We start from the raw sequence: 12610 nt of genomic DNA on the forward strand, positions 1-12610 counted from the left end.
AAGCTTATATTATACTATGGTACACTTGTAGAAGTAAAATAAATATTTCCATTTGTTTTTTTATATATTCATGTACAAATGCTGTGAAAATCAGTATAATTTATAAGGTAGAATTTTATAAAAAGGCGTCACTTTTTAGTCGGATTCGACGTCTAATAATAGAGAGAATAATATATAATAGGATGGGTTAAAAAATGGCACGAATACAAGAAAGAAAAGAAAGACGGCGTAAACGCCTAATGCGTCGGCTATTGATATTTTTCGCGGTGATTGCGATTGCCGTAATTGGCGGAACTGCATATACTTACTACGAGTACCAGGCTGGTAAACAAGCGGCTGAAGACAAAATGGATGACTCTCAAAACGAAGAGCAAAGTGAACGGTATAAAGAAGAATTCCAAGGCGTTAACACAGATGAATCTATCACTAACGTTTTATTAATTGGTAAAGATTCAAGTGGGGAAAGATCTAATAACACTGATACCATTATGATTGGACAATACGATGCAGAAGATGAATCAGCAAAGTTAGTTTCGATTATGCGCGATATGTACGTTGAAATTCCAGGTTATCAGAATAATAAAATTAACGCTGCATTCCAGCTAGGCGGACCTGAACTCCTGCGAAAAACAATTAAAGAAAACTTTGATGTCGATATTGATTATTACGCCATGGTTAACTTTGATGGATTTGAAGGCATTGTTAATACGATTGCGCCTGACGGTTTAACTCTAGACGTAGAAAAAGATATGAATTATGAAAGTGGCGATGGCCTAGTTGATATTGATTTACAGGAAGGCGTCCATGACTTAACTGGAGATGAAGTATTAGAGTACGCGCGTTTCCGTGCAGATAGTGAAAATGATTTTGGTCGGGTACGTCGTCAACAACAAGTTATGACTGCTATAAAAGATCAACTAATGTCATTTACAGGGGTTTCGAACTTGCCACGTGCTGTCGGAACGCTTGAACCATATGTTGATACAAACATGGAAACGGGACAAATGATTTCGACCATGACGAGTTACCTTCGAAACACACCTGGTGAAATCGAAACGCTAAGAATTCCTGTTGAAGGCAGTTATACTAATGAACGCTATAGTCATGCTGGTTTAGCATTAGAAGTTGATTTTGCTGAAAACACTCAAGAATTGAACGACTTCTTAGGTCAGGTAGATGACAATGTCGAAACGGTTCAAAAAGAAGATGATGAGGAAATTCACGACGATGAAGCCTCATAGAAAAAGCAGCCATATAATATGGCTGCTTTTTCTATGAGTTATGTTGGCCATTAAGTTTTAAAGTAATCGACAATAGCATTTGCGATTTGTTGAGAAGCCGTTCCATCTCCATAAGGGTTCGACGCCTTAGCCATTTCAGCATGTTTCGAATCCTCCGACAATAATTCATTAGCTAATTGTACAATGTCATCTTCATTAGTACCAGCTAGTTTTAATGTGCCTGCTGCCACGCCTTCTGGTCGTTCAGTCGTGTCGCGCAATACAAGGACTGGCACCCCAAGAGAAGGAGCTTCTTCTTGCACGCCACCCGAATCAGTTAAAATAAGATGCGATTTGGCTGCGAAATTATGAAAGTCAATCACGCCAAGTGGTTCGATTAAGTTAATGCGATCATCGTCACCTAAAATCGCGTTCGCTGTCTGTTGAACGACTGGATTTAGGTGAACAGGATAAACAACATGCAGATCGTCATGCGTTTCAACCATTCGTTTGATTGCGCGAAACATTTGTTCCATATTCTGACCTAAATTCTCACGACGATGAGCGGTGACCAACACTAACCTTTTATCACCTACCTCATCTAGTATTGGACTGCTGTAATTGTGACCGACAGTCGTTTGTAATGCATCGATCGCCGTATTTCCAGTTACCACAATTGAATCTTCGTCTTTATTTTCATTTAGTAGATTGGTTTTTGCTTGGTCGGTTGGCGCAAAATGCATATCAGCCATGACACCTGTTAGTTGGCGATTCATTTCTTCCGGAAATGGTGAATGTTTATTCCATGTGCGCAGACCCGCTTCAACATGCCCCACAGCTGTCTGGTTATAGTAGGCTGCTAAAGAGGCCGCAAAAGTCGTGGTCGTATCACCATGGACAAGGACAATATCAGGCTCGGCTTCTTTAATCACTTGATCTAGACCTTCCAATGCACGATTCGTCACTTGAGCTAATGTTTGTTTTGCTTTCATAATATTAAGGTCATAGTCAGGTTCGATATCGAAAATCGACAATACTTGATCGAGCATTTCACGGTGTTGAGCTGTGACGGTTACGATTGTTTCAAACTGCTCGCTACGTTTGTTAAGTTCAAGGACTAGTGGAGCCATTTTAATGGCTTCTGGCCTAGTGCCGAATACTGTCATTACTTTAATTTTTCGTTCCATGTTGTTCACTCCAGTTTGCCCCCACCAATAATAACTCTTAATGGGTTTGATATGGTTAATATTCACGACCATATAATCAATGTCTTTAACGCTTCTATCATCATTATACTAAATGTTATTAAAAATTAATCTAGTCTAGACAAATTTCTCATATCATTGTAGCTTTAACTTACAAGGAGTGACTCTAATACAGAGCAAAAAAGCACTTACCACAGGCTGTATGATCTACATACTCTTCGGTGTCTTCATCTTCATCTTGTATTTCACGATGACGAACACTGATCTATTTCGTCATTACTTTGAATGGTCGGACTGGTTTAAATAAAGTATGAAACTCCACTCGCGAACCTTCTATAACTATAAATTTGAAGTGTATTTCTTCACAGGTTAAATTTTACAATATATTAATTGACTATGTTCCAGAACCAATTGTTTTTCACAGTATAGATATTGTTAAAAATCCCAAATGCTCTAATTGTTTCTGTCTCTCCATCTTTATGACCTGGAATTTCAATGCTTCTTTCAACAGACATAAATATACCTGCATTTCTATAGTGTTGACTCATAACTAGCACTTCAGTATTGTCTTTTTGACATACTCCGTATTCATCACATTTATAACCGTAATGATCAAAAACCCATTCCTCGAATTTACTTTCTGAAGGGGTTGAAATGACCATGACAATAAATAGGAATAAGAACAACATCATTAAAACTATTACTACTTTTATAAGCTTTCTCTTGGTTCTAGTCTGAATAACTATAACTTCTCATCTCCTCTTCAGCTCTGGCACACCGTAAATTTAAAACTATCCTTTTTATTTATTTTACCATAAATATTCCAATTAACTCCTTATTTTTCACATAAAAAATAGCCCAGTGAAGGGTACAAATTGCTTTTTTGTACCCAAAAACTGAACTACTTGCGCTCATACGCAGATCTTTTTATTTTTCTTTACGACGCTTCGTAAACTTAGCCGATAAGTCATCAAACAACGTGTAGACGACTGGAATCAAGAGTAGTGTAAAGAGCATCGAAACGGTTAGACCGAAGATAATGACCACAGCGAGTGGTTGTTGGGCTTCTGCACCTTGGCCGAGTCCGATTGAGAGCGGGATCATACCGAGCACGGTCGTCAATGTCGTCATTAGGATCGGACGAAGACGGTTGGCACCGGCTTCGAGTATCGCTTCAAATCGCTCTACACCTTTCTCTCGTAATATATTAATATAGTCGACCAGCACGATCGCATTGTTCACGACAATACCGGCGAGCATAATGACCCCGATAAAGGCTGGGATACTAAACGGTAAACCAGTAATAAATAGTCCACCGATAATACCGACGACTGTCGCAGGTAATGAGAACATGATCGTAAATGGATGTAAGAAGTTCTCGAACTGCACAGCCATGACGGCGTAAACTAAGAAAATCGAGAAGATGAGCGCTACGGCTAAATCGCCAAATGCGTCTTGCATATCTTGCGCTTCACCACCCATGGAATAGTCATAACCATCTGGCATTTCAAGATTTGAAAGTTTTGCTTCAATATCACTTGTTACGCTACCTAAGTCACGGTCGATCACATCACTTGTGACGTTAATTTGGCGTTCTTGATTTTGACGCGTTAACGTCGTTGGGCCTTGGACTTGTTCTAGTTCGGCAATGTCTTGAAGCGTTAATTGTGCTCCAGTTGGTGCTTGAAGCGACATATTTCGAATGTCTTCAATCGAATCACGACTTTCTTCAGGTGTCATGATGCGAACATCTAATTCTTCGCCATCATTTCTATATTGAGTCGCGACTTGGCCCATCATTTCTGATTGAAGTTGACCCATGACTTGTTGTTGCGTCAGACCATATTCACTCGCAACATTTTCATTTAGCGTGATTTGCATCTCCGGACGACTTTCTTCAGCAGATGTGGTTGGGTTGTGAACACCGTCTACATCTGACATGATATTCACGAACTGATCGCCTAGTTGTTGTAGCGTATCATAGTCATCGCCCGTGATTTGAATTTGAACAGGATTGCCTCCACTAATGCTAGCGCCCATCGCGCTAACAGTAATATCAGCACCTGCAATGTCTTCTGTTGCGTCATTCCAGTCTTGCATCACTTGTTGTGTTGTCCGGTCGCGTTCACCTGATGGGATTAATTGGACCATGTAGGAAGCTGTATTATTCGAGCCTCCCATGCCCATACCACCAGCAGCGCCACCACCGCCACCAACCGTGACGAAGTTGGACTCAATCACGTCTTGATCTTGGTCTATTACGTTATTTACACGATCAACTACTTCATTGGTTGTGTCAAAGTTCGTGCCACTTGGTGTTTCTACTGAAATCTCAATTTGGCCTTGGTCGGCTTCAGGAATAAAGGCCGCGCCAAGTTGTGGTATGAGTAGTAAACTTCCAATAATAATCGCGAGTGTTCCAAAAATCGTCGTCTTACGGAAGCGTAGCACTCTACGTAACGCTTTTTGATAAATGTTTGCAACACCATCTAAGAAACGATCAAACCAGTAACGACGCCCACCTTGATCGACGGCTTTCGTCAGTAATTTAGACGAGAGCATTGGGATCAAGGTCACGGAAGCTGCGAGTGACGCAATGAGCGCAAAAGCTACCGTTAAGGCGAGTGGCGTAAATATTTCAGATGCAATTCCTTCAACGAACACAATCGGTAAGAACACCACTAAAGTCGTGGTCGTTGAAGCCACAACGGCAGGTGCAATTTCCGATGCACCGAGCCGGGCCGCTTCCTTAATCGGGTAGCCCCTCTCCCTGTAGGTGTAAATATGCTCCAATATGACAATCGAGGAGTCGACCATCATACCAATTCCGAGCGCGAGTCCACCCATCGTCAAGATGTTCACCGTTTCACCGGAGAAGTACATGAGTGAGAAGGCAGTAATTACCGCAATTGGAATCGATAAACCAATAACGAGCGTCGCACGAAAACTCTTCAAGAATAATAAGAGAATCATAACCGCAAACGCTGCCCCGATGATAATATTTTGGAAAACGGAGTCAATCGACTGGCGAATGAAGTCAGCTGTGTCGAAAACGACGCTGACATCGACTGCTTCAGGTAAATTTGTTCGCACATCATCTAATGATGCTCTAACTTCATCCGAAACGGAAACCGTATTCGCATCTGTCTGTTTTAAAATACTTGTCACGACAGCTTGATCACCATTCACGAGCGTACGTTGGTTTTGATCCGTCGTGGTTCGTTCAACAGTAGCGACATCGGATAGTTGTAGAAAGTCGCCTTCGCCTGTTTGAATCAAGGTTTCACGGATTTCTTCGATTGATCCATAATCACCTGGCATTCGTAACTGTAATTCTTGCGTGCCTCGGTCGACGACGCCAAGTGAGGCTGACTGATTGGCTCCTTGCACACTTTGCATCACATCTTGTGTCGTTAAACCAAACTGACTGAGTCGAGCGTCATCTAGGACGACTTGCACTTCTTCTGACTGACCGCCTTCAATGTTGACAGAACCAACGCCAGATTGACGGCTTAAGAGGGGTTCCACTTCATTTTCAGCTAATTCATTGAGAGTCGCTTGGTCAGATCCTGTTAGACCTACCCACATAACAGGCATTTGTTGTGGGTCAAAACGAAGCACGCTTGGGTCATTCGCTCCGTCTGGTAAGAATCCACGTACTTGGTCGACCGACTCACGAACATCTAGCATTGCCTGGTCCAAGTCGGTATCCATCGAGAATTGAATCATGACCATAGATGATCCTTTTTGTGATTGAGCTTGTAAAGTTTCAACCCCTTCAATCGTGCCGACAGAGTCTTCCACTGGTTTCGTTACAAGTTCTTCTACTTCTTGAGGAGCCGCATCGTCATATGATGTCGCGACCACGGCGATTGGTAATTCAATATCCGGGTAAAGGTCAACGGGTAAACTCCGGAATGAAATAAAGCCCATCGCTAAAATCGCCAAGACGATCATAATGACGCCGACTGGTCGTTTAATCGATGTATTCACTAATCGCATACGTTATTCCTCCTCAACGACACGAACATTCGAGCCATCTTCAATCGTTAAATGACCACTTGAAATGACCGCATCGTCTGCTGCGAGTTGTTCATCTTCTACTTCAATCGCTGTTTCGGCGGATTGTTTTTGAATAATCGAAACGTTAACTTCTTTTGCTTGCCCATCTTCCATGATAAAGACAAATGATTGGCCACTGCGTTCAATCACCGCTTCAGTCGGTACAATTAAAGCATTTTCCGCAACGACATGATCGAGTTGAATTTGGCCAGTTAAACCAGATGGAATCGTGTCATCAGGTTGGTCAGCCTCTGCTTCAACATTAAACATGCCGTTATCACTTGTGCTACTTGCTACATATGTGATTTCTGCTTCACCTGTGGCATCAGCTTGTGATACGTCATAGGTTACCGTGTCGCCTTCAGAGAAAAGGTCGCGGTTTGATTGCGTGACCTGGAATTGGAAAACCATCGGGTCACGGTCAATGACCATTCCTGCAGGTTCTTCTGTTGTTAACATGTCACCTTCTGCATAATTAAAATTCGTCAGTAAACCATCCATTGGTGCTACTAACTCCAGTAATCCGCGTTGTGTTTGGTATTCTAATAACACATCATCTTCTTCTACTGTTTCCCCGCGCTCTGCCATGACTTCTTCTACTTCACCAGCAGCTTGCGCCATCACGGGTGATTGGTCATTCAGCATGATGCGAGCTGAGAATGAGCGGGTTTCTGTGAAATTTTCCTGTTTCACCGCCACAGTTTCAACTGGCGTTTCTGTTTCAACATTTTCTTCTTCATCTTGGCTTTCGCCACTACATGCCGCTAACACCATTAGAGCTGCGACGACGAGCATAATCATCCATTTTTTCATATTGAACACCTCTATCCCTTTCGTTTGTCTCGTAGTTCTTGAATATCATCACGAATCGCGTCGTATTGTTCTAAGTTGATCAATAGCGAATCAATGACGACTGATTCTGGTTCTGGTTTGTTTAGTTCATTTTCGATCGCTGTTAAAACACGTGACGCTTCGGGCCGGTCTTTTGGATCAAGGTTTAAAATGTATTGCCGAACCGTTGCGACCAGTAGCGATTCGTCAGTTAAAAACTGCGGTGTCTGCTTGATCGGTGTTGGCTCCCCTTCACTAATGACATCTTGGCAAATTTTATAAATCCGTTTCGTCAAATAGTGCGGGAGTTGATTAAGATCAATCGCGTCTTCATCAATGAGTAACCAATTCATATAACTATGAATTAATCCGTCCGTCATGACAACAACATCGTATAAATATGGTTTAATGGCTTCACCTTGAATGGCTTGAATATTTTGTTCGAGCCAGTAATAATGTTGTTGCTTCACCTCTGTCATGAACCATTCCATATCTCGGTCAATTGGAACTTGTTCTTTCAGGACCATTTGGATCAACGCCTTATGATTCAGCAAAAAGTGAAACACAACGTCCAATTGGTATGTAAAAGAATCTGTTGCATTCGAAGCTTGCCTTGTTTCCTCAGCCATAGCTTCCTCAATTTGCGTATAATAATAATCATAAATCGCACGTAATAAATCATTTTTGGATGTGAAATAGTTATAAAATGAGCCTTTCGCGACATGAGCCTCATCAACAATCTGCTGAACAGACGTCTCATGAAAGCCACGTTCCGCGAATAAATCAATACTCGCTTCAATAATCATCCGCTTCTTTTCTTGCATGCTATCATCCCTTTTACTATAGAATGACCAGTCAGTCACTCCTTCACTTTACCAAATACATGGTGTGGAAACAAGACTAAAGTCTTGAATAGATGATGACAATTAGAGTAGAGGACGGAAGATTGCTCATATAAATAAAAGCTTTCATAAATAAAACGCGACGACTGCTCTGCAATCCATCGCGTTCCTTGTTATCGTTTTCGTTTATGTTGTAGCATAACTATTGGTTTAACTTATATCATCTTTTTTGTTGAAATATCCGATTAATCCTCCAGCATACTGCATTTGTTTGTGATAAGTTGAAAATGTGATTTCTAAATCGACTTCTTTGCGATTTGTTAAGACGATTGTTTTGAAAAAATCACCTTTTGCGCTAGGTTTGATGTCGAGGGCGTATTGGTATGAAAACCAATCGCATCGATCTCGTTGCTTCATAGTGGTTGGCATAAAAATGCTGTGACTATTGATTTCAATGGGAATTGGAAGTCGGGTCTTTCTTTGAAGCACATCTGCTACCGCTTTTTTACGTCCATCATAGGTTGTTATACCTTTGCGCTTGCACGATTCATTTAGGATTTCCTCGGGTGTTTGTTGGCACAAATATTCGGTTTCACGTTCATAAATCCTACTTTTGTAAACCGAATCCGTGAAATGCTTTATTACCATAGTACTTTCGTTAATGGTGTATTGCTTCTTTTTTTTGATATAATCCATCGTGCTATTTCCCTTCAAGGTTTATTTTTTCGACGCAATAAACAATAAAACGATAACAATTAGTCAATATGACTTTATATTAATATAACAAAATTAAAAAAGCATCTTTTCGACAAAAGTTATCAAAATAAAACAATTACTTTGTCGACTTTAAGTTTTTTACAGATGATCCGATATTATAAATAAGGAATGTGAGGTGAGTTTATGGATGTAGCTGGAGCATCAATTGCGATGAGTACGATGCAAGCTAAGCAACAATTTAACGTTGGATTGGCTGGTAAAGTGAAAGACCAGATGGAACAACAAGGTGAGGCTTTCAATAAGCTGGTTGAGTCAAGCCAAGTCCCTTCTCACCCTAATTTAGGTCAGAATATTGACTTAAAAGGTTAATGAAGCAGAAAAGGTCCGAAGCGAGCGCTTCGGACCTTTTCGTTTTATTCTTCTTCGTCTTCTCCATCCATCTCATCTTGCATCTGGTCAGATTCATCTTGTCCACCATTTTGGTTCTCCTCACCATTTCCGTTTCCACTGCCATTGCCGTTACCATTTTCACCTTCTTGTTTATTTTGATCTTTATTCTCGTCATCATTTTCGCCTTCTTGCTGCATGTCTGACTCTTCTTCAGGTGCATCTGTTCCACCATTTTGTTCATCTTCTGACTCTCCACACGCTGTAAATAGAAAAATCGACATGAAACAAACCAATAATAACTTCCATTGTTTTTCCATACATAAACCTCCCATAAACATTTTACGGGTAGTATGTGTGAATAATAGGAAATTATTTATAAAGTATAGGGTTTTTGTTGAATTAATAAAAAGCCTAGTCAAAACTAGGTATATATACAAAAAATCGAACGAAATCATTCTTTGACTTCGTTCGGGTTCAATTAATTTCACCGCTCCATCAAAATGCCACGCTTTCCGTGGGCGGCTGGTGAGCCTCCTCGTCGGGCAAAGGAATTTCGGCTAAGTACCGGACGTCCTGTCCGAACGCCGAAATGACCCACATCCTGTGCGCCTCTGTGGGGTCTCACCTTTGCCTTAAATCCCATGACGACCTGGATGGTCTAATGTCGATGTTGGTCACAGGACGTTACCGATTTTAATCGACCAGGAGTCTACGCATTTTGATTCCGCTATGTTATTGCTCAACAAAAATGATTGATCTATGCTTCTTGTTTTCTCAACCCTCTGTTTCTTTTTTGCCAGTTTCTAGAATCACGATTCCTCTTCAGGATCGACAATCGCAAACATAATTTCCGCTTCACATGCGACTTCACCGTCAACTGATGCGACAGCTTTTCCTTTTCCGACTGGGCCTTTTAATTTCACAAGGTCAACTTCCAATTTCAGCGTATCACCAGGTTTAACTTGGCGCTTGAAACGGCATTTGTCGATGCCTGTAAACATACCGAGTTTACCTTGGTTCTGCTCAAGATTTAAAATCGCCACAGCACCAACTTGAGCTAACGCTTCAACGACTAACACACCTGGCATGACCATGTAATTCGGGAAATGCCCTTGGAAAAATGGCTCGTTTGCAGTCACATTTTTATACCCGACAGCTCGTTCACCCTCAGACAATTCAGTCACTTGATCGACTAATAAAAAAGGATAACGATGTGGGAGAATACGTTTAATTTGTTCGATATCTAACATAATGGCCTCCTCTTACTTACCACGAATGTAATCATACATGTTTTGCCATAAATCTGGCTCTAATACGTTACTCGGGTCATCACCTTCACCAACAACACCGTAACCTACTACTAGACCTAAAATGGCAGCAACAATCGCTAAGATAATCACGAGTAAAAAGCGGGCCCAAACAGGTAAGTAACGTATGCGACCTTTACGTTTCTTCTTGTTTTTCTTTTTTTCTTCTTTGGCTGCTTTGCGCTGTGATTTTTCTTGATTATTCGATTGATCGTCTGTTTTAGCCGTTTGTTCTTCTTTCGCATGATGATCTTCATTCGTTTGTTTAGGTTTAGGATTATACTTTTTAGTCCCTTTGATTTGCCTGGACTGTTGTTGATCTTTTTCTTCTGAAGCCATAAGCCTACCTCAATTCTCACTCTATCTCATATTACTAATCGAACTCATCATTTGATCACCAATCGTCAATGATTTGGCGTTAAATTGATAAGCTCGCTGCGCTTCAAGCATTTGCGTCATTTCCTGACCCATGTTGACATTCGATGATTCTAAAGAACGGGTCATCAAGTTCGCCTCATCTGGTGCGACACCTGCGACGACATCTTCAATCGGTTGGCCAAGTTCTGCTTCATTAATGGAAAAGGAGTTCTCATCAACAGGTTCTAAGACACGTGAGTTCGCAATATCGACCACTTCAATCGTGTCTTCTACTGCTGTATCACCATCACGTGTGACTTCAACTTCGCCATTTTCATTAATTGAAACATCATCAAAACCACCATCGAGAACGACGGCGCCATCTTCACCATTCGCAGGGTAACCTGCATTTGTCGTTAACATCATATCACCGTTTTCTTGTTCAGACAAATAAAAATTACCCGCACGCGTAAAGCGTTCTTCTACCCCGCCTTCTTCACCCGGTCCATTAACAACGAAAAAGCGGTTATCGTTTTGAATGGCAACGTCTAGTGCTCGTCCAGTTTCTTGAGCAGAACTTGAATCCATGTTCATATTAATATTGCCTAGACCTGCACCAGAACCAACACGTATGCCATCTGGTGTTAAACGTGGTGAATCAGCATCGTGTCCCGCAATATTGTCAACTTGGTTATGTAAGAGTGATGAAAATTCAGCTTGGCGTGCTTTGTACCCCGTATTATCCATGTTGGCCAAATTATTCGAGGTTAAGTCCATTCGTTGTTGCAGCTGATTCATTGTCGATGCTGCATTATACATATTACGCATGGTAAAAAGCGCCTCCTCTACTGGCGATTAGCGTAGACGACCGATTTGGTTCGCTGCTAATTCCATACTTGTGTCAAATGTCTTCACGACTTGTTGGTTCATATCAAACATGCGGTGAGCGCGTGTCATATCTGCCATCACTTGTTGCTCATCCACATTCGATTCTTCTAAATGACTTTGTTGAATTTGAAAGCCAACACCATCAGCAGCACGAGCGTCCACAGTTGCTACATCCCCTTCATTCGCAAAAAGATTGTCGCCTTCTTTCACAAAATCATTCGTATTTTCATGATAAGCCATACCAATTAACGTGTTATCAAACGGTGAAATCACTTCACCATCTTCTGTTACCTCGAATTGATCCGTTCCCGTTTGAATGGTATCACCATCTTCATCTAAGACATAATGACCTTGGTTCGTTGTCAAGAAGCCTTCGCCATCAACAGTGAAATTGCCATTCCGAGTATGACGCACTTCACCTTCTTCGTTTTGAACTTCAAAAAAGACTGACCCGTTTTCATCTGGCATATCACCATTTTGAATCGCCAAATCCGTTGATAGACCTGTCTGACGGATATCACCTTGCGTCTGTAGTGGGACGTCTTCTTGCATATAAACGCCAGAGTTAATCGTACCAACTGTATTTTGAAACGGAAGTTGTAAGCCATTTTCAGTCGGAACATCACGAGATTCTACATTTTGGATTAACATTTCTGGGAACGCTCGAAATGTTGAACGGTCTTGTTTGAAACCAGGTGTTAAGGCGTTTGACATATTATTACTTAGTGAATCTTGATGACGTTGATGAGCCATCATACCAGCTCCGGCTGCATTAAACCCTCTTAGCATGG

General features: G+C 41.3%; 12 protein-coding genes. 2 read left to right on the forward strand and 10 right to left on the reverse strand.

Going from position 1 to position 12610, the window contains the following annotated elements:
• The first annotated feature begins 194 nt into the window (after window positions 1–194).
• Window positions 195–1241, forward strand: coding sequence for an LCP family protein (locus ACKXGF_RS12565; protein WP_411954052.1), 1047 nt, complete (start codon window positions 195–197; stop codon window positions 1239–1241).
• A gap of 50 nt (window positions 1242–1291) precedes the next feature.
• On the opposite strand, the gene wecB is transcribed toward ACKXGF_RS12565, so the two are convergent.
• From wecB to ACKXGF_RS12590, 5 genes are all read right to left on the reverse strand, one after another.
• Window positions 1292–2407: a non-hydrolyzing UDP-N-acetylglucosamine 2-epimerase gene (gene wecB, locus ACKXGF_RS12570; protein ID WP_411954053.1), complete on the reverse strand. Its 1116-nt coding sequence runs from the start codon at window positions 2405–2407 to the stop codon at window positions 1292–1294.
• Window positions 2408–3352: 945 nt separating this feature from the next.
• Window positions 3353–6427: an efflux RND transporter permease subunit gene (locus ACKXGF_RS12575; protein WP_411954054.1), complete on the reverse strand. Its 3075-nt coding sequence runs from the start codon at window positions 6425–6427 to the stop codon at window positions 3353–3355.
• A 3-nt stretch (window positions 6428–6430) separates the two neighbouring features.
• Entirely contained in the window at window positions 6431–7300 is an 870-nt protein-coding gene (locus ACKXGF_RS12580) for an HlyD family efflux transporter periplasmic adaptor subunit (RefSeq protein ID WP_411954055.1), read from the reverse strand.
• A gap of 11 nt (window positions 7301–7311) precedes the next feature.
• The gene (locus tag ACKXGF_RS12585; protein ID WP_411954056.1) at window positions 7312–8142 is read right to left on the reverse strand and encodes a TetR/AcrR family transcriptional regulator; all 831 of its coding nucleotides are present in this window, start codon (window positions 8140–8142) and stop codon (window positions 7312–7314) included.
• A gap of 228 nt (window positions 8143–8370) precedes the next feature.
• On the reverse strand, window positions 8371–8856 hold the full coding sequence (locus ACKXGF_RS12590; protein ID WP_411954057.1) for a competence protein ComK: 486 nt from the start codon (window positions 8854–8856) through the stop codon (window positions 8371–8373).
• A gap of 204 nt (window positions 8857–9060) precedes the next feature.
• Here ACKXGF_RS12590 and ACKXGF_RS12595 point away from each other — a divergent pair, with 204 nt between their 5' ends.
• Window positions 9061–9246: a YjfB family protein gene (locus ACKXGF_RS12595; RefSeq protein ID WP_411954058.1), complete on the forward strand. Its 186-nt coding sequence runs from the start codon at window positions 9061–9063 to the stop codon at window positions 9244–9246.
• 44 nt (window positions 9247–9290) lie between these two features.
• Here the strand turns inward: ACKXGF_RS12595 and ACKXGF_RS12600 are convergent, their stop codons facing one another.
• From ACKXGF_RS12600 to ACKXGF_RS12620, 5 genes are all read right to left on the reverse strand, one after another.
• Entirely contained in the window at window positions 9291–9584 is a 294-nt protein-coding gene (locus ACKXGF_RS12600) for a hypothetical protein (RefSeq protein WP_411954059.1), read from the reverse strand.
• A 492-nt stretch (window positions 9585–10076) separates the two neighbouring features.
• A complete protein-coding gene (gene fabZ / locus ACKXGF_RS12605) occupies window positions 10077–10517 on the reverse strand; it encodes a 3-hydroxyacyl-ACP dehydratase FabZ (RefSeq protein WP_306977819.1) in 441 nt (146 codons plus the stop codon).
• A gap of 12 nt (window positions 10518–10529) precedes the next feature.
• Window positions 10530–10913: a DNA-directed RNA polymerase subunit beta gene (locus ACKXGF_RS12610; protein WP_411954060.1), complete on the reverse strand. Its 384-nt coding sequence runs from the start codon at window positions 10911–10913 to the stop codon at window positions 10530–10532.
• 21 nt (window positions 10914–10934) lie between these two features.
• On the reverse strand, window positions 10935–11759 hold the full coding sequence (locus ACKXGF_RS12615) for a flagellar hook-basal body protein (protein ID WP_411954061.1): 825 nt from the start codon (window positions 11757–11759) through the stop codon (window positions 10935–10937).
• Window positions 11760–11786: 27 nt separating this feature from the next.
• Window positions 11787–12608, reverse strand: coding sequence for a flagellar hook-basal body protein (locus tag ACKXGF_RS12620; RefSeq protein ID WP_411954062.1), 822 nt, complete (start codon window positions 12606–12608; stop codon window positions 11787–11789).
• Window positions 12609–12610: the final 2 nt, after the last annotated feature.

The sequence above is a fragment of the Alkalibacillus sp. S2W genome (genome assembly GCF_046764385.1).
GTDB lineage: Bacteria > Bacillota > Bacilli > Bacillales > Alkalibacillaceae > Alkalibacillus > Alkalibacillus almallahensis.

Bases quoted from the DNA above. Each gene is read 5' to 3' on its own strand.
- ACKXGF_RS12595 (WP_411954058.1), top strand. From the start codon at position 9,061: ATGGATGTAGCTGGAGCATCAATTGCGATGAGTACGATGCAAGCTAAG.
- ACKXGF_RS12580 (WP_411954055.1), bottom strand. From the start codon at position 7,300: ATGAAAAAATGGATGATTATGCTCGTCGTCGCAGCTCTAATGGTGTTA.
- ACKXGF_RS12615 (WP_411954061.1), bottom strand. From the start codon at position 11,759: ATGCGTAATATGTATAATGCAGCATCGACAATGAATCAGCTGCAACAA.
- ACKXGF_RS12575 (WP_411954054.1), bottom strand. From the start codon at position 6,427: ATGCGATTAGTGAATACATCGATTAAACGACCAGTCGGCGTCATTATG.
- fabZ (WP_306977819.1), bottom strand. From the start codon at position 10,517: ATGTTAGATATCGAACAAATTAAACGTATTCTCCCACATCGTTATCCT.
- ACKXGF_RS12620 (WP_411954062.1), bottom strand. From the start codon at position 12,608: ATGCTAAGAGGGTTTAATGCAGCCGGAGCTGGTATGATGGCTCATCAA.
- ACKXGF_RS12610 (WP_411954060.1), bottom strand. From the start codon at position 10,913: ATGGCTTCAGAAGAAAAAGATCAACAACAGTCCAGGCAAATCAAAGGG.
- ACKXGF_RS12565 (WP_411954052.1), top strand. From the start codon at position 195: ATGGCACGAATACAAGAAAGAAAAGAAAGACGGCGTAAACGCCTAATG.
- ACKXGF_RS12600 (WP_411954059.1), bottom strand. From the start codon at position 9,584: ATGGAAAAACAATGGAAGTTATTATTGGTTTGTTTCATGTCGATTTTT.
- wecB (WP_411954053.1), bottom strand. From the start codon at position 2,407: ATGGAACGAAAAATTAAAGTAATGACAGTATTCGGCACTAGGCCAGAA.
- ACKXGF_RS12590 (WP_411954057.1), bottom strand. From the start codon at position 8,856: ATGGATTATATCAAAAAAAAGAAGCAATACACCATTAACGAAAGTACT.
- ACKXGF_RS12585 (WP_411954056.1), bottom strand. From the start codon at position 8,142: ATGCAAGAAAAGAAGCGGATGATTATTGAAGCGAGTATTGATTTATTC.